Source organism: Streptomyces sp. NTD107, from assembly GCF_059510435.1.
This window is the reverse complement of the sequence record NZ_JCAJZV010000003.1, coordinates 82,954-99,543: the sequence shown is the minus strand read 5'-3', so window position 1 is coordinate 99,543 and position 16,590 is coordinate 82,954. Positions and strand designations below refer to the sequence as shown.

The 16,590-nt window shown below is 72.0% G+C and carries 17 protein-coding genes; 6 read left to right on the top strand and 11 right to left on the bottom strand.

The annotated features are described in order from the left end of the window. The first annotated feature begins 138 nt into the window (after nucleotides 1-138). A complete protein-coding gene (gene phoU / locus AC5WRL_RS07970) occupies nucleotides 139-816 on the top strand; it encodes a phosphate signaling complex protein PhoU (RefSeq protein WP_496087641.1) in 678 nt (225 codons plus the stop codon). A gap of 597 nt (nucleotides 817-1,413) precedes the next feature. Here phoU and AC5WRL_RS07965 read toward each other — a convergent pair. Both AC5WRL_RS07965 and AC5WRL_RS07960 read right to left on the bottom strand, forming a co-directional pair. Then, nucleotides 1,414-2,799, bottom strand: coding sequence for a sensor histidine kinase (locus tag AC5WRL_RS07965; protein ID WP_496087640.1), 1,386 nt, complete (start codon nucleotides 2,797-2,799; stop codon nucleotides 1,414-1,416). 55 nt (nucleotides 2,800-2,854) lie between these two features. After that, complete coding sequence (locus AC5WRL_RS07960; protein ID WP_496087639.1) at nucleotides 2,855-3,619, bottom strand: phosphoglyceromutase; 765 nt, start codon at nucleotides 3,617-3,619, stop codon at nucleotides 2,855-2,857. 82 nt (nucleotides 3,620-3,701) lie between these two features. Between AC5WRL_RS07960 and AC5WRL_RS07955 the strand changes: the two genes are divergently transcribed. The 3 genes from AC5WRL_RS07955 (at nucleotide 3,702) to AC5WRL_RS07945 (ending at nucleotide 7,270) form a co-directional block, all read left to right on the top strand. Continuing rightward, nucleotides 3,702-6,377, top strand: coding sequence for a SpoIIE family protein phosphatase (locus AC5WRL_RS07955; protein WP_496087638.1), 2,676 nt, complete (start codon nucleotides 3,702-3,704; stop codon nucleotides 6,375-6,377). 21 nt (nucleotides 6,378-6,398) lie between these two features. After that, the gene (locus tag AC5WRL_RS07950; protein WP_496087637.1) at nucleotides 6,399-6,773 is read left to right on the top strand and encodes an RNA-binding S4 domain-containing protein; all 375 of its coding nucleotides are present in this window, start codon (nucleotides 6,399-6,401) and stop codon (nucleotides 6,771-6,773) included. 227 nt (nucleotides 6,774-7,000) lie between these two features. Continuing rightward, nucleotides 7,001-7,270 (top strand): XRE family transcriptional regulator, encoded by a 270-nt coding sequence (locus AC5WRL_RS07945; protein ID WP_496087636.1) that lies wholly within the window; start codon nucleotides 7,001-7,003, stop codon nucleotides 7,268-7,270. Between the two features lie 114 nt (nucleotides 7,271-7,384). Here the strand turns inward: AC5WRL_RS07945 and AC5WRL_RS07940 are convergent, their stop codons facing one another. Further along, nucleotides 7,385-8,041 carry a hydrolase gene (locus AC5WRL_RS07940; protein WP_496087635.1) on the bottom strand — a complete coding sequence of 219 codons (657 nt, stop codon included), beginning with the start codon at nucleotides 8,039-8,041 and terminating at the stop codon, nucleotides 7,385-7,387. A 176-nt stretch (nucleotides 8,042-8,217) separates the two neighbouring features. On the opposite strand from AC5WRL_RS07940, the gene AC5WRL_RS07935 reads away from it, so the two are divergent. Further along, nucleotides 8,218-8,682, top strand: coding sequence for a MarR family winged helix-turn-helix transcriptional regulator (locus AC5WRL_RS07935; RefSeq protein ID WP_496087634.1), 465 nt, complete (start codon nucleotides 8,218-8,220; stop codon nucleotides 8,680-8,682). A gap of 97 nt (nucleotides 8,683-8,779) precedes the next feature. On the opposite strand, the gene AC5WRL_RS07930 is transcribed toward AC5WRL_RS07935, so the two are convergent. From AC5WRL_RS07930 to mshA, 7 genes are all read right to left on the bottom strand, one after another. After that, nucleotides 8,780-9,403 (bottom strand): DUF5753 domain-containing protein, encoded by a 624-nt coding sequence (locus AC5WRL_RS07930; RefSeq protein WP_496087633.1) that lies wholly within the window; start codon nucleotides 9,401-9,403, stop codon nucleotides 8,780-8,782. A 79-nt stretch (nucleotides 9,404-9,482) separates the two neighbouring features. Further along, nucleotides 9,483-10,616, bottom strand: coding sequence for a methyltransferase domain-containing protein (locus AC5WRL_RS07925; protein ID WP_496087632.1), 1,134 nt, complete (start codon nucleotides 10,614-10,616; stop codon nucleotides 9,483-9,485). Nucleotides 10,617-10,621: 5 nt separating this feature from the next. Further along, entirely contained in the window at nucleotides 10,622-10,756 is a 135-nt protein-coding gene (locus tag AC5WRL_RS07920) for a hypothetical protein (RefSeq protein WP_496087631.1), read from the bottom strand. A 106-nt stretch (nucleotides 10,757-10,862) separates the two neighbouring features. Further along, nucleotides 10,863-11,711 carry a helix-turn-helix domain-containing protein gene (locus tag AC5WRL_RS07915; protein WP_496087630.1) on the bottom strand — a complete coding sequence of 283 codons (849 nt, stop codon included), beginning with the start codon at nucleotides 11,709-11,711 and terminating at the stop codon, nucleotides 10,863-10,865. Continuing rightward, nucleotides 11,708-12,448, bottom strand: coding sequence for a DUF6879 family protein (locus AC5WRL_RS07910; protein WP_496087629.1), 741 nt, complete (start codon nucleotides 12,446-12,448; stop codon nucleotides 11,708-11,710). The genes AC5WRL_RS07915 and AC5WRL_RS07910 overlap by 4 nt, the downstream gene beginning before the upstream one ends. A gap of 166 nt (nucleotides 12,449-12,614) precedes the next feature. Next, nucleotides 12,615-13,094, bottom strand: a complete 480-nt coding sequence (locus AC5WRL_RS07905) for a type III secretion system chaperone family protein (RefSeq protein ID WP_496087628.1) — start codon at nucleotides 13,092-13,094, stop codon at nucleotides 12,615-12,617. Continuing rightward, complete coding sequence (gene mshA / locus AC5WRL_RS07900; protein WP_496087994.1) at nucleotides 13,087-14,343, bottom strand: D-inositol-3-phosphate glycosyltransferase; 1,257 nt, start codon at nucleotides 14,341-14,343, stop codon at nucleotides 13,087-13,089. Before mshA ends, AC5WRL_RS07905 begins: the two co-directional genes overlap by 8 nt. A gap of 138 nt (nucleotides 14,344-14,481) precedes the next feature. On the opposite strand from mshA, the gene AC5WRL_RS07895 reads away from it, so the two are divergent. After that, on the top strand, nucleotides 14,482-15,273 hold the full coding sequence (locus AC5WRL_RS07895; RefSeq protein WP_496087627.1) for a class I SAM-dependent methyltransferase: 792 nt from the start codon (nucleotides 14,482-14,484) through the stop codon (nucleotides 15,271-15,273). A 99-nt stretch (nucleotides 15,274-15,372) separates the two neighbouring features. On the opposite strand, the gene AC5WRL_RS07890 is transcribed toward AC5WRL_RS07895, so the two are convergent. Next, nucleotides 15,373-16,542 (bottom strand): hypothetical protein, encoded by a 1,170-nt coding sequence (locus AC5WRL_RS07890; RefSeq protein ID WP_496087626.1) that lies wholly within the window; start codon nucleotides 16,540-16,542, stop codon nucleotides 15,373-15,375. Between the last annotated feature and the right edge of the window lie 48 nt (nucleotides 16,543-16,590).

Here is a 16,590-nt window from a genome sequence, read left to right as displayed (position 1 = left end):
ACCTTCGTGACAGCTCGGGTTCACTCGGCGGGGTCGGATCCGCCGCCTTGCGGGCGGAGTGTGGCAAGGCAGGACACGTACACCCGTACACCCGTTCATCTAGGCTCGGGCAGTCGTCCGAGGGAGGACTAATCAGTCATGCGTGACGCTTATCACGAGGAACTGGACGCGATCAGCGACACGCTGGTCGAGATGGCGCGGCTGGCGGGCTCGGCGATCGGGCGGGCCACCACGGCGATGCTGGACGCGGATCTGAAGCTCGCGGAGAGCGTGATCGACGCGGACGACCGCATCGATGAGATGCAGCGGGAGCTGGAGAACGGCGCGATCGCGCTGCTGGCGCGGCAGCAGCCGGTGGCCACGGATCTGCGGATCGTGGTGACCTCGCTGCGGATGAGCGCGGACCTGGAGCGCTGCGGGGACCTGGCCGAGCATGTGGCGAAGGTGGCCCGGCTGCGGTTCCCGGACTCGGCGGTGCCGCGCGACCTGACGGCGACCATCCTGGAGATGGGGCAGCTGGCGCAGCGGCTGATGGCGAAGGCGACCGAGGTGCTGCTGACCAAGGACGTCGAGCTGGCGATGCAGCTGGAGCAGGACGACGACGAGATGGACACGCTGCACCGCACGCTGTTCCGGCACCTGATGGATGACCGCTGGCAGCACGGGGTGGAGACGGCGGTGGATGTGACGCTGCTGGGCCGTTACTACGAGCGGTTCGCCGACCACGCGGTGTCGATCGCGCGGCGCGTGGTGTACCTGGTGACGGGTGAGCACGCGGACGAGTTCGAGCCGGAGCCGGAGCCCGAGACGGCGTGAGGTGGGGCGCGGGGAGCATGGGGGCGCTCGCGGTTGCGCCCCCTGCGCCCCGTTGACGGCCGGGCGGCGGCGGGTTTCCCATGGAGGGGCACGGGTGTGTGTGGAGGAATTCTGCTGCCCAGGAGGCAATCCATGGCGAACCGTCCCGCGACTCTTCCGATAACCACCGCCGCCTGTTCGTGCGGCTCCGGCTGCTCCTGCGGCTGTCAGAACGGTGGCTCCTGCCAGTGCGGCGGGGGCTGCTGACAGCCGCGCTCCGGCGCTGCCGCGTGCCGCGCTGGTGAGCCGCTGAGCCGGCACCGTTGACCCCGGTGTGGGGCCCGAAGGTTTCCTTCGGGCCCCACACCGGGGTCGTGCTGTGAGGGGCCCATCCGGGGGCGCCGGCCCAGGGGCCGGGTCAGGGGCCGGGTCAGGGGCCGGGTCAGTCGGCCGCCTTCCAGGGCCACCGCGACGGGGCCCACGGCTCCACCGGGCCCGCACCACCGAGGAACACGGGGCGGCGGCAACCAGGGGCGGAGGACCCACCCGCGGTGGCGCACGGGGGGCGAGGCGGGTATCGGGGTCGGCCAGGCCCGCCCGGGAGCGGAGAGGGCCGGGCTACTGGGGCGGCGGCCAGGGGAGTTTGGCGACGAGTTCGAAGGCCCCGTTGGCCGTGCCGTGCAGCAGGGTGCCGCCGTCCAGGGCGATCCGTTCCTCCAGGCCGGTCAGGCCCGCCCCGGCGCCCGGGATCTTCTCACCGTCGGCTCCACTGCCGCCGGCGCCGCCGCCTGCGCCGGCGCCCGTGCCCGCCCCCGTGCTGATCGGGAGCGGGTTGCGGATCCGTACCGTGAGCCCTTGCCCCGGGGCGCCGACCAGGGTCACGGTGATCAGCGCGCCGGGCGCGTGCTTGCGGGCGTTGGTCAGGCCCTCCTGCACCACCCGGTAGACGGTGCGCTGCGCCTGGTCGCGCAGCGCGTCGGCGGCGCCGGGCGCGTACTTCTGGTCGAGGACCACCCGCTGGCCGGCGGCGGTGGCCTCGGCGACCAGCTCGCCTATCTCGGCGATCCGCGGCTGCGGCCGGCCGCCGCCGGCCGCGCCGGCGCCCCGGGCGGTGAGCGTGCCGGAGGCGCCGGACGCGCCGGCCTCGGTGCCGCCGCGCAGCACGGTCAGTACGTCGCGCAGCTCTTCCAGCGCCTGATGGGCGTTGTCGCGGATGACCTGGGCGCTCTCGCTCACCTCGGTCTCGGTGAGCGGCTTGGCGCCCTCGGTGGCGGAGCGGCCGGTGCGGTACGCGAGGGCGCCGGCGTGCACGGACAGCAGCGAGATGCGGTGCGCCAGCACATCGTGCATCTCGCGGGCGATGGCCTCGCGCTCGGTGCGGCGGGCGTCGGCGAGCCGGCGGGCGTGTTCGGCGCGTTCCCGGCCGGCGTCCTGGCGCAGCCGCAGGACCAGCTGCCGGCGGGCACGGGTGGCGGTGCCCCAGGCGAAGAAGGTGGCCAGGTAGGCGACGGTGAAGATGCCGTCGCCCCAGCTGTTGTTCTCCTCCGGGAGGGAGCACAGGACGAAGTAGGGGATGCCGACCGCGATGTACAGGGCGAGGACCGCCAGGGCGCGCCGGGTGGGCAGCCGCAGCGCGGTGCCGAGCATGACGGCGCCCACCGCGCCGAAGGCGCTGGCGGAGACCGCGCTGATGGGTGCCACCAGGAGCGCGACGCCGAGCGGGTAGCGGCGGCGTACCCACAGGGCGCAGCAGGCGGCCAGGCCGAGCGGCGGGTCGATGGCGCGTATCCAGTGCGGGATGTGTTCTTGGTGGGGCAGCATCCCGTAGGTCATCAGCAGCCACATGCCGAGCGCCCAGCCGAAGACGGTGAGGTCGACGGCCCAGTCGCGCGGGGTGCGTTGGGGGACGGCGCCGTCGGCGGCGTCGGTCAGCATGTCGCCGGGGAGCAGCCAGCGCTGCGGCCGGGTGAACCGGCCGCTGACGCCGGCCGCTGTCTCGGTCATGTCATCGAGCGTATGCGACCGGCGCCGCGACCGGCCCCAGATTCGTACGGGCGTACTACTTCTTGGCCTTGCCCTGGTTCTTCACGGCCTCGATGGCGGCGCTCGCGGCGGCCGGGTCGAGGTAGCTGCCGCCCGGGGTGACCGGGCGGAAGTCGGCGTCCAGCTCGTAGAGCAGCGGGATGCCGGTGGGGATGTTCAGGCCGACGATGTCGGCGTCGGAGATGCCGTCGAGGTGCTTGACCAGGGCGCGCAGGCTGTTGCCGTGCGCGGTGACCAGCACGGTGCGGCCGGCGGCGAGGTCGGGGACGATGCCGTCGTACCAGTACGGCAGCATCCGCTCGACGACGTCCTTGAGGCACTCGGTGTCCGGGCGCACGTCGGAGGGGATGTGGCCGTAGCGCGGGTCGTCGGACTGCGACCACTCGGCGCCGGCGGCCAGCGGCGGCGGCGGGGTGTCGTACGAGCGGCGCCACTGGGTGAACTGCTCCTCGCCGAACTCGGCGAGGGTGGCGGCCTTGTCCTTGCCCTGGAGCGCGCCGTAGTGCCGCTCGTTCAGCCGCCAGGAGCGGGCGACCGGAATCCAGCCGCGGTCCGCGGCGTCGAGGGCGAGGTTGGCGGTGCGGATGGCCCGCTTGAGGAGGGAGGTGTGCAGGACATCGGGGAGCAGCCCGGCGTCCTTCAGCAGCTCGCCGCCGCGGACCGCCTCCTTCTCGCCCTTCTCGGTGAGGTTGACGTCCACCCAGCCGGTGAACAGGTTCTTCGCGTTCCAGTCACTCTCGCCGTGGCGGAGCAGGATCAGCTTGTACGGTGCGTCGGCCATGCTCCGAGCGTAGACGGCGGCCGGACCGGGGCGGCTTGTGGGGGTGAGCCGCATCTTTCCCATATTGGTGCAAAGTGGAGTAATGACGGCATTCCCCCGGCTCACAGGTCACGGACGGCTGGCGGCGGTACGGTCCGCGCTGGGCGTCCGCAGCATCGTCGGGCAGATGTTCCTGCTCCAGGTGGTGACCGTCCTGCTGCTGGTCACGGCCGCCTCCACCACCATCTACATCCAGATGGACCGCAACCAGCGCGCCGCCGCGTACAACCGCAGCCTGGCCGTCGCCACCACCTTCGCCAACTCCCCCGGCCTGGTCGACGCGCTGCGCTCCCCCGACCCCACCGCGATCCTCCAGCCGCGCGCCGAGGCGGTGCGTACACAGGTCAACGTGGCCGCCCTCGTCGTCACCAACACCGCCGGCATCCGCTACACCCACACCGACCCGTCCCTGATCGGCAAGCACTTCGTCGGCGACGTGGAGACCGCGCTCACCGGCAGGACCGTGCAGGAGTCACTGACCGCGCCGCTCGGCCCTGCGGTGCAGACCATCGTGCCGGTGCGCGACGACAGCGGCGCGGTGATCGGCGCGGTGGCCTGCGGAATCCAGATCGACCAGGTCACGGTGAACTTCTCCGCCCGGGTGCCGCTGCTGGCCGGCGCGGTGGGCGCCGTACTGCTGGCCCTCGCCGGCACGGCGCTGATCAGCCGGCGGCTGCTGCGGCAGACCCGCGGCCTCGGGCCCAGCGAGATCACCCGGTTGTACGAGAACCATGACGCGGTGTTGCGCGCCGTACGGGAGGGGGTGGTGATCCTCGACGCGAACCAGCGGCTGCTCCTGGCCAACGAGGAGGCGGTACGGCTGCTCGACCTGCCCGCCGACGCCCAGGGCCGGCCCGTCACCGAACTCGGCCTCGCCCCCGGCACCGCCGAACTCCTCTCCTCCGGCCGCGAGGCCACCGACGAGGTGCACCGCTTCGGCGGCCGGCTGCTCGCCGTCAACCACCGCCAGATGGACCGGCACGGCGGCCGGCCCGGCTCCGTCACCACCCTGCGGGACTCCACCGAACTGAGCGTGGTGGCGGGGCGCGCCGAAGCCGCCCAGCAGCGGCTGCGGCTGCTGTACGAGGCCAGCGTGCGCATCGGCACCACCCTGGAGGTGGTGCGCACGGCCGAAGAACTCACCGAGGTGGGGGTCCCCGAATTCGCCGACTACATCACCGTCGATCTGGTCGAGCAGGTCCTGCGCGGCGGCGAGCCGTCCGCCAGCGGCACCCGGATGCGGCGCGCCGCCACCCGCGGCGTACGCGATGACCACCCGCTGTACGTGACCGGCGGCGGCGTCACCCTCGACACCACTTCGGACGAGGTGCGCCGGCTGCTGCTCGGCCACCCCTCGGCCGAACGCGACCTGGCCGGCACCACCTGGTGGCGGGCCGCCGACCCGCGGCACGCGCGGGAACTCATCGAATTCGGCATCCACGCGCTGATCTCCGCGCCGCTGCACGCGCGCGGCGTGGTGCTGGGCGTCGTCAACTTCTGGCGGGCGGGGGAATCCCCCTCGTTCACGGAGGAGGACCTGTCACTCGCCGAGGAACTGGCGGCGCGTACGGCGGTGTGCGTGGACAACGCGCGCCGCTACGCGCGCGAGCACGCCATGGCGGTGACCCTGCAACGCAGCCTGCTGCCCAGCGGACTGCCGCGCCAGAACGCCCTGGAGGCGGCGTCACGCTATCTGCCGGCCCAGGCGGGGGTCGGCGGCGACTGGTTCGACGTCATCCCGCTGTCCGGGGCCCGGGTCGCGCTGGTCGTCGGCGACGTCGTCGGGCACGGGCTGCACGCGGCGGCCACCATGGGCCGGCTGCGTACCGCCGTGCACAACTTCTCGGCGCTCGACCTCACCCCCGACGAACTGCTGGGGCGGCTCGACGAACTGGCCACCCGGATCGACGAGGACGAGGCGGCGGAGGACGGCAGCAGCGCCATCACCGGCGCGACCTGCCTGTACGCGATCTACGACCCGGTCGACGGCAGCTGCGTGATGGCCAGGGCCGGCCATCTGCCGCCGGCCCTGGTGCTGCCGGACGGCACGGTGCGCTTCGCGGACCTGCCGGCCGCGCCACCGCTGGGCGTGAGCGGAGTCCCGTTCGAGACGGCGCGCTTCGAGCTGCCGGAGGGCAGCCGCCTGGCGCTGTACACCGACGGCCTGGTGGAGAGCCGTACCCGCGACATCGACGACGGCCTCGAACGCCTGCGGGCGGCGCTGGCCGCCGCCGGCCCGGCCCCGGAACAGACCTGCGACACCGTACTGGAACGCCTGCTGCCCGCCCGCCCCGCCGACGACGTGGCACTGCTGGTGGCCCGCACCCGCAAACTCCGGGCCGACCAGGTCGCCAGCTGGGACGTGGCCGCCAACCCCACGGCGGTGGCCCCGCTGCGGGCGGCGGTCAGCCGGCAGCTGGCGGACTGGCGGCTGGAGGACACGGCGTTCATCACCGAGCTGATCCTGAGCGAACTCATCACCAACGCCATCCGGCACGCGGCAGGACCCATCGGCGTACGGCTGCTGCGCGACCGCGCCCTGATCTGCGAGGTGTCCGACAGCAGCAGCACCTCACCGCACGTGCGGAACGCCGCGGACACGGACGAGGGCGGCCGTGGCCTGTTCCTGGTCTCGCAGTACGCCGACCGCTGGGGCACCCGGTACACCCCCGAGGGCAAGGTCATCTGGGCGGAACAGCGGCTGCCGGAAGAGGGGTGAGTGCGGGCTAGGCTCGGTGGCATGGAGACGCAGGGCACGGTGAGAGTGGACGTGTGGATCTGGTCGGTACGGCTGGCCAAGACCCGCTCCACGGCGGCGGCGGCGTGCAAGGCCGGCCATGTCCGCATCAACGGCGACCGGGCGAAGCCGGCCCAGCCGGTGAAGCCGGGCGACGAGGTACGGCTGCGCCAGGACGGCCGCGAACGGATCGTGGAGGTCTCCCAGCTCATCCGCAAGCGGGTCGGCGCCCCGGTGGCGGTGACCTGCTACGTGGACAACAGCCCGCCGCCCCCACCGCGCGAGGCGGTGGCCCCAGCGGGACTGCGCGACCGGGGCACCGGCCGCCCCACCAAACGCGACCGCAGAGAGATGGACCGCCTGCGCGGACCGTCCTGACCTGGCCGGACGGACTCCGCGGAGGTCAATGCCTGCATGGATATGCCGATCGTGGCTCCATGGGAAGTGGTGCTGGTCGCGGAAGTCTCGACGTGGTTCGAGGAACGGATGAACACCGCACCGACGGGGAAAGCGCGGAGCGGGTGGAAGACGTATTCATGAGCACCGCAAGTCGGGAAGAGACCAGACGCACAGCTCACGAGGCTCGCGCAGCGGCCGGGCCGCCCGTGCGGACGGCCACGGAGCAGCGGGCCGCGATGGAGCGGCTCATCGCGGAAGTCCGGGCACACGAACTCGCCGAGATCCGGCGGGATCAGGACCTTGCACAGCGGGCGGTCGCGACAGCCATGGGAGTGTCCGCGCCTCGGGTCCCGGCGATCGAGCACGGCGAGATCGACCGTACCGAACCGGCGACGCTCCGCTCCTGCGTGGAAGCGCTCGGCGGACGCCTGCGGGTGGCCGCGGACTTCGGCGACGCGGAGTACACGGTCGCCTGATGTTCGACGGCGGCTTCTCCATCGGCTCCTGAGCCTCGTCCCCTCCTGACGGTGTCCCCGGCGGCGCACGGAACGCGTGTCGCCGGGGACACCGGTCAGTGGGTGGCGGGCGGGTCAGGCGCCGCTTCGGGTCTGACCGGCGAGGAGCTGCGTCTCCCAGGCGAAGGCCACACCGGTGGCGCCGGTGTGCGCCAGCATGATCTCGGTGGTGCCCGGAATGGTCTTCTCACGGGCCCAGTCGCGCTGCCACTCGCTCATCACCGCCATCCAGGTGATCGGGACCACGCCCGCCCCGATCATGCGCCGCACGGCCATGTCGTGGGCCTCCTTCGACGTGCCGCCCGAGGCATCGGTGACGGCGAAGACCTCGAAGCCCTCGCCCGCCGCCTGGATCGCCGGCATCGCCACGCAGACCTCCGTCCACAGGCCGGCGATGATCAGCTTCTTGCGCCCCGTCGCCTTGACGGCGTCGACGACGCGCTCGTCCTCCCAGGTGTTGATGAACGTCCTGTTGATCGGCTTCTGCTCCGGGAACACCTCCTGGATCCCCTGGAGGAGAAGACCGCCGCGCTCCTCCAGCACGGTCGTGAGGATGGTCGGGACGTCGAACACCTTGGCGGCCTTGGCGAGGCCGACGGCGTTGTTGACGACCATCGCCGGTTCGTGGCTGTTCAGGTTGGCGAGCTGGAAGGGCTGGTGGTCGATCAGCACGAGGACGCTCTCCTCGGGCGTCAGCAGCGCGTCGAGTCCGGCCTTCTTCTCGGTGCTCATGGATTCGCTCCCTCTCCGGGGCATTTAGTTGACGTGTCAACCAACTTAGCCGGGAAGTTGTTGATGCGTCAACTATCTCTGGAAGCCGTCGGGTTGCCCACGTCCGGGCAAGCGGGGAGCCGCCGGCGGCGTCCACCGGATGGAAGAGGCGGTACCGCCGTCATTACGCTCATGCCATGAACGCCACGCCTCGCTGGCTGACCCCGGAGCAGAAGGCCGCCTGGGACAGCTTCATCCGCATGCAGGAGAAGCTGATCGGAAGGCTCTCCCGCCGGGTCCAGGAGGACTCCGGCATGTCCCCCTCCGACTACATCGTGCTGGCCAAACTCACCGAGGCCGGCGGGCGGATGCGCCTGATGGACCTGACCAAGCTGGTGGAGTGGGAGAAGAGCCGCACCTCCCACCAGGTCGCGCGGATGACGAAACGCGGACTGGTGGCCAAGGAGGAATGCCCCGACGACGGACGCGGAGCGTTCGTCGTCGCCACCCCGGCCGGCCACCGGGCGATCGAGGACGCCGCCCCCACCCACGTCGAACACGTCCGCCGGCTGTTCATCGACGCCCTCACCCAGGAAGAACTCGACACCCTCGCCCGAATCTCGAACCGCGTCCTCGCCCACCTGGAACAGCAACCCGACTGACCACGCGGCCAACCGCGTTGCTCATCGGCGGTGCCGGTGGCCGGTTACGGGGCGTCCAGCACATTGAGGACCACATCCGCGCAGGGCTGAGAACCACTCAATCCCACGCCGCGGCAGCGGAGGCCAGCAACCGGCGGGCGTCCTCGCCGTATGCCGCACCGGCTGCCAGCGTGTCGAACACCTTGCGGTAGAGCGCCACTTCCTCGGGAAGAGTCAGGCACATCTCCCCGCTGTACAGCTCGAAGAAGACCCGGTCGTCCAGGATCGAGAAGTCGTGGGAGAGCAACACCTGCTGTTCCTCCCGCAGCGGAACAATGCCCAAGGTGAACGTCGGCAGCGTGGTCGCCGAGACGAGGCGCTCGATCTGGGCGCGCATCACGGGGGCCGGGGCGACGCCGTGGTGCAGGGCCCCTTCGAAGAGCAGCACATGCCGCCGGCCGGCGCTCGGCTGATCGAGAATGCGCTGTCGGTCCATGCGCGCCGCCACCGCCTCCTCGACATCGGTGGCACTCTGCAACAGCTGCGAACACCGCGTCAGAATGGCCCGCGCGTAATCGGGGGTCTGCAACAGGCCGGGAACACAACTCAACTGGAAGGACCGCGTGGTCCTGGTCGCCACCTCGATCTCACCCCAGGAGCGCTGCAAGGCCGCATACCCCGCGCCCAGTTGGCTGGGCCAATCCACATAGCGACCGGGCTCTCGCGCCGCCGGACTCACCATGCCGCTGCTCCTTCGCCTCTTCCCGCACCATGCACATCTGACTGCCCGGCGCCCGGAGAATCCTCCGGAGGCCGGGCCATTACGCCGGCCCCGTACGGTGGAGAATGTGCTGCTCGTCGCGGAGCCAGACGAGTTGTTCTTCCCCGGTGATCGTGATGCCGAACTCGTACAGCGTGGGTCGGCCCTCGTCCCGCCACCAGGACAGCACGCGGCCCGCCTCGGCGAACAGATCGCGCCGTCCATAGCGATACAGCCGTTCCCCGACCGCCGACGCCCATGAGGTCTGGTCCGCCGACATCAGGAACCAGCCGTCCACCTGCGGCACGGCTTCCACTCCGGGCAGCAGCACGCTGAGCGCGAACCGGGCGTCGCCGGATGAGAGGTCGGCCAGCCCCGAATCGCCTTGCGACACCTCGGCATCCTGGTAGGTGGCGTCCCAGATGCCCCCCAGGTCAGCGGTACGGCCGAAGCGCTGGCCACGCATCGGCATGAACGCCTCGCGGCCGTGGAACCAGCCCCGGGCGCTGCCGTCCTCCCGCACCCGCAGCCAGATGAGCCCGAAGCCTCTGGCGTTGGGCAGCCAGGGGGCGACGATCTCGCCGCCTGCCTTGACCTGCCTCAGCCAGGCGGGCGGAACCCTCCGCACCGAGGCCGTTGACATCAGCCGGTCGTACGGGGCGCGGTCCGGATACCCCGCCTCACCGTTGCCGCACACGACCAGCGGTTGGTGCCCGGCCGCCTTGAGTCGTTTCCCGGCGAGATCCGCGAGCACGGGATCGATCTCAACGGTGACGACCCCATCCGCGCCCACCCGCTCACAGAGCAGTGCCGCGTTGTATCCCGTGCCGGTACCCAGCTCCAGGACACTGTGGCCGGGCTGGGGGTCCAGGGAGGCCAGCATGTTGAGCACCACTTCGGCGGAACTCATGGAACTGGTTGCCCTGCTGCCCGTACCGTCCTCGGCCGGGCCGCCGTCGTCCACCTGTGTGATCAGGGGTTCGGTCGCGTGGTAGACCAGTTCGGCCCAACGCTCAGAGTCTTCGCGTCGGTTCAACGGCCGCCAACGGCGGTCGGACCACGTCCACACGGTGTCGGGGGCGAATCGCTCGCGCGGAACACGCTCGAACACCAGCCGCAGCCACTCCTCACGGAAGTACCCGCCCTCAGCCAGCGAATCGGTGAGCCGCCGGCGCAGCGCATCAGAATCGGGCAAGGTCATCACTTCTTGCCCGGGTCCTTCCTGTGCTGCCCGCCACCGGGCTTTTCCACATCGGTGGGAACCCGGTGATCGCCATCGCCGGGCGGACCCTGCGGCTTCGGGTCCTGCGTCTGCGGCTTGTCGTGCTTGCCCATGGCGTGCATCCCTCCAGTCGGTCACACGCGGCACCATTTCGGCTGCCGTCTGTGACCATGGTTGCGCGCGGAGGAATGGGACGTCCAGGAAATTTCTACGGATTTCTCAAGCCCAGGATGCGGCGGCCACGGTGAGGAGACCGCGAGCGTCGGAGTCGTACAGCGCGCTGGCCGCGAGCACGTCGAACACCTTCCGGTACAGGGTCACTTCCTCGGGATGGCCCAGGCGCAACTCAGCGCTGACGATCTCCACCGTGACGAGTTGATCGTCGAAGATGCAGAAATTGTGGACCGGTGAAACCGGAAGCCGTTTGCCCAAGGGGATGACGCCCAGCCGCAAGGAGGGCAGCGTCGTCGCCGAGACGAGGCGGTCGATCTGTGCGCGCATCACGGGGGTCGGGGCCAGCCCGTAGCGCACGACCGATTCGGAGACCACGATGTGCCGCTTCTGGCGGCCGGGCTCGTAGAGCACCCTCTGCCGGTCCATCCGTGCGGCCACCGCCGCCTCGGTATCACGGGGGCCGTTGAAGTTCGCCGCGTGCTCCAGAAAACGCGCCTTGGCGTAGTCAGGGGTCTGGAGCAGCCCGGGAACCCAGCACGATTCGAAGGAGCGAATGGTCCGGGCCGCCGCTTCCGTGTCTTTCCAGGCACGCTGGACCGCTGCGTGCCCCTGCCGCAGTTGCTGCTGCCAGTCCGCGTATCGGCGGTCCAGATCGCGCAGCAGGATCAGCAGCTCTTCGGCTGCGTGCGGCTCGTCGCAGGCGGCTGTCCACCGTCTGACGTCGCCTTCAGTGGGCGTTTGCCTCCCCAACTGAATCTTGGAGACCTTGCTGGGCGGCCAGCCAAGCCGCCCAGCAAGGGTCCGGCCGTCCAGACCGGCCGCCTCGCGGAGGGCACGCAGGCGCCCGCCAAGCTCCTGCCTGGCTTCATGGACGCCTCTGGGTGCCGGACTCAACGAGGTGGATGCTCCTTCACGAACTCTTCGTAGGCAACCGCGTGCTGGAAGGCGGCGTCAAGCCACCGCGCGTGCTCGACGACGACGGCGGGATCCGTGATGATCTCCGCCCCCAGCAACTGCGCTTCGGGGGTGAAGTGCAGAACAGCCAGGGTATGCGAATCGAACAGCCAGAAGTCCTTGTCCGGCAGGGCCGCGAGGTTCGCCGTCTTCCGGTCGAGATACCGGATGTCCTCCCCAGCTGCGGTGTTCTCCTGGGCGAGGAACAACTCGAACCGAAGATAGTCCGTCAGCTCGGGCGGGACGACCCGGACCCGGCTCACGGTCCTGCCCTGTCCCGTCTGGCTTCGCATGGTCTCCAGCCACGGCTCGAACCAGTGCAGGTCGTCGATCTGACCACCGGCCAGGAACTGGTCGAAGGGCTCCCGCTCGTTCTCGATGTCGTAGTGCGTGCGGGTCTCCAGCCGCCGGGCTGTGTACTTGAAGTCCCGGAAAAGGGCCGAGAACGCCTCGCCCTTCACCAGTTCGGACGGGTCGGGCGCCGGCCTCGGGGAGAACCGCTCCAGCAGTTCCCGGGGAACTTCCACCAGTTCCTCGTTATCTGCCAGGTGCCGGGCGCCCTCGTACGCCTCGTCCTGTCGGTCGATCTTCCAGCCCTGGGCCACAACCGTGCCCCGGTCGGTCTCATAGACGGCAGGGCATCCGCCGCCACCGCTGTTGGTGCCGCCGAATGTCAACCTCAGCGCGTTCTCCTCTTGTTGAGAAATTTCTCTCAGTTTCTTTCCCGCTCCAGCGCCTCCAACCCTGGCACCCCGCACCGCCGAAGCACCACGGCGCACAGGGGGCGCGAACAGCAGCGCCCGGGACGAAGACCGGGCGCTGGTGGTGGAGAGGGACCTGCGGTCAGTCCTCCGGGAGGAGGTGGGTGAAGGCCGAAAGGTTGTGGGTGGGTTCGCCTCTGGAGACGCGCCAGGCGTGTTCCTTGCGGATGGCCGTCGCGAAGCCCAGCTCCAGGAGGGTGTTGAACGCGCCGTCCGCCGTTTCCAGGACCACGCCCAGCAGGCGGTCCAGCTCCGGCGCCGTCGCCGCGGACAGCGGAAGGCGGGCGGTCAGGTAGATGTCGCCCAGCCGGTCGAGGGCGTAGGACACCCCGTACAGCCGGGCGTTGCGTTCCAGCAGCCAGCGGTGGACCGCCTCGTGGTTCTCGTCGGGGCGGCGGATCACGAACGCGTTGACCGACAGCGCGTGCCGGCCGAGCCGCAGTGAGCAGGTCGTCGTCAGTTTGCGGGTGCCGGGCAGCGACACCACGTAGTGGCCGCGTTCCGGGCTTTCCCACTCCACGCCGAGGTCGTTCAGCGTGCGCGCGATCGTGTCCTCAGCCATGCGCCGATCGTAGGGCGAAGCGGTGCGACTCGGTTGCCGCCCGGTACACCGACACCGTGCCGGCCGCCGTCGCCGCCCAGCCGAAGCGGCAGGCGTGCAGCGCCGCCGCCCGGCCCAGCCGGGCCGACAGCAGCGGATCGGCCGCGAACCGGCCCAGCGCGTTCGCGTAGTGCACCGGGTCGTGGCCCTCGATCAGCAAACCCGTCGCCTCGTCCCGCACCACCACCGGCAGCCCACCCACCGCCGCCGCGATCACCGGGGTGCCGGACGCCTGGGCCTCCACCGCGACCAGCCCGAACGACTCGCTGTACGACGGCATCACCAGCACGCTCGCCGCCCGGTACCAGTCGGCCAGCTCCTCCTGCGCCACCGGCGGATGGAAGCGGACGAAGTCCGTCAGGGCCAGCCGGTCGGCCAGTTTCCGCAGCCGCTCGGGGCGGGCCAGGCCGGTGCCGGACGGGCCGCCCACGATCGGGACCACCAGGCGGCCCGGCGCGGCCAGCGACGGGTCGCGGTCCAGCAGCTCCCGCACCGCGTACAGCAGCAGGTCCGGCGCCTTCAGCGGCTGGATCCGCCCCACGAACAGCGGGATCAGGGCGTCGGGCGGCAGCCCCAGCCTGGCCCGCGCCGCCGCCCGCCCGTCCGCCGGGCGGAACACGTCCAGGTTGACGCCCGGGTGCACCACCGCCGTACGCATCGGGTCGGCGTCGTAGTGCCGCACCAGTTCGGCGGCCTCCTCCGCCGTGTTGGCGATCAGCCGGTCCGCCGCCCGTACGATCTGGGTCTCGCCGATCACCCGCGCCGCCGGTTCCGGGCTGTCGCCGGCCGCCAGCGCCGCGTTCTTCACCTTCGCCATGGTGTGCATGGCGTGCACCAGCGGCACGCCCCACCGTTCGGCGACCAGCCAGCCGACCTGGCCCGACAGCCAGTAGTGCGAGTGCACGAGATCGAAGTACCCGGGCCGCTCCCCCGCCCAGATCTGCGTCACCCCGTGCGTGAACGCGCACATCTGGGCCGGCAGCTCCTCCTTGCTCAGCCCCTCGTACGGGCCGGCGTCCACATGCCGTACGAGCACCCCGGCCGCCAGTTCCACCGTTGGGGGGAGTCCGCCCGTGGTGGCGCGGGTGAAGATCTCCACCTCCGTGCCGAGCGCCGCCAGCTGCTTGGACAGCTCGACGATGTACACATTCATCCCGCCCGCGTCACCGGTGCCCGGCTGATGCAGCGGAGAGGTGTGAACGCTGAGCATCGCCACCCGGCGCGGTCGGTGCCCCACTGCGTCTCCTGACGGGCCGAGAGCGGAAAACGGACGTCTCCCCCACACCAGTGTGCCCAACCGGCCGGGAGCGGCACGCGCCGGGTACGACCGATCCGTACACTCGCCGGTATGCCTGAGGGAACGGTCACCCGGGGGACGACCCATCCCCATCGGTTGCGGCGGATGGACCGCTGGGTCGGCCATGCGCACGGCGCCGCGCTGCGGGCCGCCCCGGTCGCGCCGGTCGCCGTCGATCTGGGGTACGGGGCCGCGCCGTGGACCGCCGTCGAGTTGCTGGGGCGGCTGCGGCGGGTACGGGGTGACGTCCGGGTGGTGGGGGTCGAGATCGACCCGGAGCGGGTGGCCGCCGCGCGGCCGTACGAGCGGGACGGGCTGTCCTTCGTACGCGGCGGGTTCGAGGTGCCGCTGCCCGGCGGGGAACGGCCGCTGCTGATCCGGGCCGCCAACGTGCTGCGGCAGTACCCCGAGGAGCGGGTCGAGGAGGTGTGGGAGCGGCTGTGCGGGCGGCTGGCGCCGGGCGGGCTGCTGGTGGAGGGCACCTGCGACGAGCTGGGGCGCCGCCATGTGTGGGTGGCGCTGGGGCCCGGCGGGCCGCGTACCGTCACCTTCGCCGCCCGGCTGGCGAACCTGCGCACCCCCTCCGATCTCGCCGAGCGGCTGCCCAAGGTGCTCATCCACCGCAATGTGCCGGGCGAGGCCGTCCACCGGTTTCTCACCGACTTCGACCGCGCCTGGGCCGCCGCCGCCCCGTACGCTCCGCTCGGTGCCCGGCAGCGCTGGGTCACCGCCGTACGCGGCCTCGCCGCCGCCGGCTGGCCGCTGGCCGATGATGTACGGCGCTGGCGGCAGGGCGAGGTCACGGTGCGCTGGGCGGCCGTGGCCCCCAGTGGTCGCGGCTGAGGCCGGCCTCCTCCGCGCCCCGCCGGGCGGTTCCGGTGCCGGAGCCGGACCCGAGGCCGGCGGGTGGCCGCCGGGACGCGGCGGTCTCCGCGGTGATGTTCATCGGTGGTTCTCGTCCTTCCCGGTGCCGCCGAAAGCGGTGGGGTGGCCCGGGTCCGGCCCCGGTGGCCGCCGGGGCGGGGGCGCGAACAGCCGGGGGCGGCCCCGCGTCTCCTGCGGAAAGCGGAAGGCGCCGGCCGCCTCCGCCACGTCCACCAGCTCGCTGAGCACCCGTTCGACCGGCTGGAGCGGGCGCGGTACGTCCTGCTGGTAGAGGCCGGCCAGCCACTGCCGGCCGAGGGTGGTGAGGTCGTGCCATGCCGCGTCGGCCTCCGCGCCCCACGGGGTCAGCACCGAGGTGGCCCGGGGGTCGGGGTCCAGGGTCCGCGCCAGCAGCCCGGCCAGCCGCTCCGGTACGGAGCCGGCCGCCGCGACCGCGATCCGCATCCGGTAGGCGTGCGCGCCGTACCGGGCGCGGGCCGCCGCGTACCGGCGCGCCGCCTCGGCGGCGAACGGTTCGGGTTCCAGGGGGCTGCCGAGGGCCGGGCCGGCGGGCCGGGGCCGGGGCCGGGACAGCAGCAGATAGCGCTCGACCAGGTCCTGGAGGGCTGCCTGGAAGGCGGGGGTGTCCGCCGGGTACGGCTCCAGGGACACGCTCACCAGGGTGGGCCGCCCGGCCCGCGCCAGTTCCTCCCAGACCGGGGCCCAGGAGGCGGCCCGGCCCGCGCCACCGTCACCGTCACCGCCGTCACCACCCCCCAGGCCGGGGAAGTCCACCCCGCAGCTGAGTCCCGCGTCGCGCCGGGTCAGCCACGCCCACCGGGGCCGCTTGCGTATCTCCGCGATCCCGGGCCGGCCCGGCGCCGGCGGTGCCATGCCCGGCGGGGTGAGCGCGGCGCGCAACCCCGCCTCGTCCAGCGGCTCAGCCCTCACCTGCCGGGGCACCTCCAGCAGCCGCTCACCGAGCCGGGCGGCGGCGCGCGGCGCCTGGTCGGGGCCGGCCGCGTAACTCCGGCCCAGCAGCGTGACGGTGAGCGGCCCGGGCCCCAGGCAGCGGATCTCGAACCGCTGCGGGGACCCGCTCCACCGCTCGGCCAGCCACCGCTCCGCGCGCCGGACGGTCTCGGCCGGCCGCCACTCCCGCGGCACGTCTGGGTAGCCGCCGGTGTCGGGCGGCGGCGCGGGCCACAGCCGGCAGCCCACCCAGCCCCAGCCGCCGGAGGTCAGCACGGCGCCCCGGTAGCTCATCCCCGTCGCGGGGGGAAGGCCGGCGGCGGG

Bases quoted from the DNA above. Each gene is read 5' to 3' on its own strand.
- AC5WRL_RS07930 (WP_496087633.1), bottom strand. From the start codon at position 9,403: ATGGTGAGTCCGGCGGCGCGAGAGCCCGGTCGCTATGTGGATTGGCCC.
- AC5WRL_RS07950 (WP_496087637.1), top strand. From the start codon at position 6,399: ATGGAGACGCAGGGCACGGTGAGAGTGGACGTGTGGATCTGGTCGGTA.
- AC5WRL_RS07895 (WP_496087627.1), top strand. From the start codon at position 14,482: ATGCCTGAGGGAACGGTCACCCGGGGGACGACCCATCCCCATCGGTTG.
- AC5WRL_RS07955 (WP_496087638.1), top strand. From the start codon at position 3,702: ATGACGGCATTCCCCCGGCTCACAGGTCACGGACGGCTGGCGGCGGTA.
- AC5WRL_RS07935 (WP_496087634.1), top strand. From the start codon at position 8,218: ATGAACGCCACGCCTCGCTGGCTGACCCCGGAGCAGAAGGCCGCCTGG.
- AC5WRL_RS07940 (WP_496087635.1), bottom strand. From the start codon at position 8,041: ATGAGCACCGAGAAGAAGGCCGGACTCGACGCGCTGCTGACGCCCGAG.
- AC5WRL_RS07920 (WP_496087631.1), bottom strand. From the start codon at position 10,756: ATGGGCAAGCACGACAAGCCGCAGACGCAGGACCCGAAGCCGCAGGGT.
- AC5WRL_RS07905 (WP_496087628.1), bottom strand. From the start codon at position 13,094: ATGGCTGAGGACACGATCGCGCGCACGCTGAACGACCTCGGCGTGGAG.
- AC5WRL_RS07965 (WP_496087640.1), bottom strand. From the start codon at position 2,799: ATGACCGAGACAGCGGCCGGCGTCAGCGGCCGGTTCACCCGGCCGCAG.
- AC5WRL_RS07960 (WP_496087639.1), bottom strand. From the start codon at position 3,619: ATGGCCGACGCACCGTACAAGCTGATCCTGCTCCGCCACGGCGAGAGT.
- phoU (WP_496087641.1), top strand. From the start codon at position 139: ATGCGTGACGCTTATCACGAGGAACTGGACGCGATCAGCGACACGCTG.
- mshA (WP_496087994.1), bottom strand. From the start codon at position 14,343: ATGCTCAGCGTTCACACCTCTCCGCTGCATCAGCCGGGCACCGGTGAC.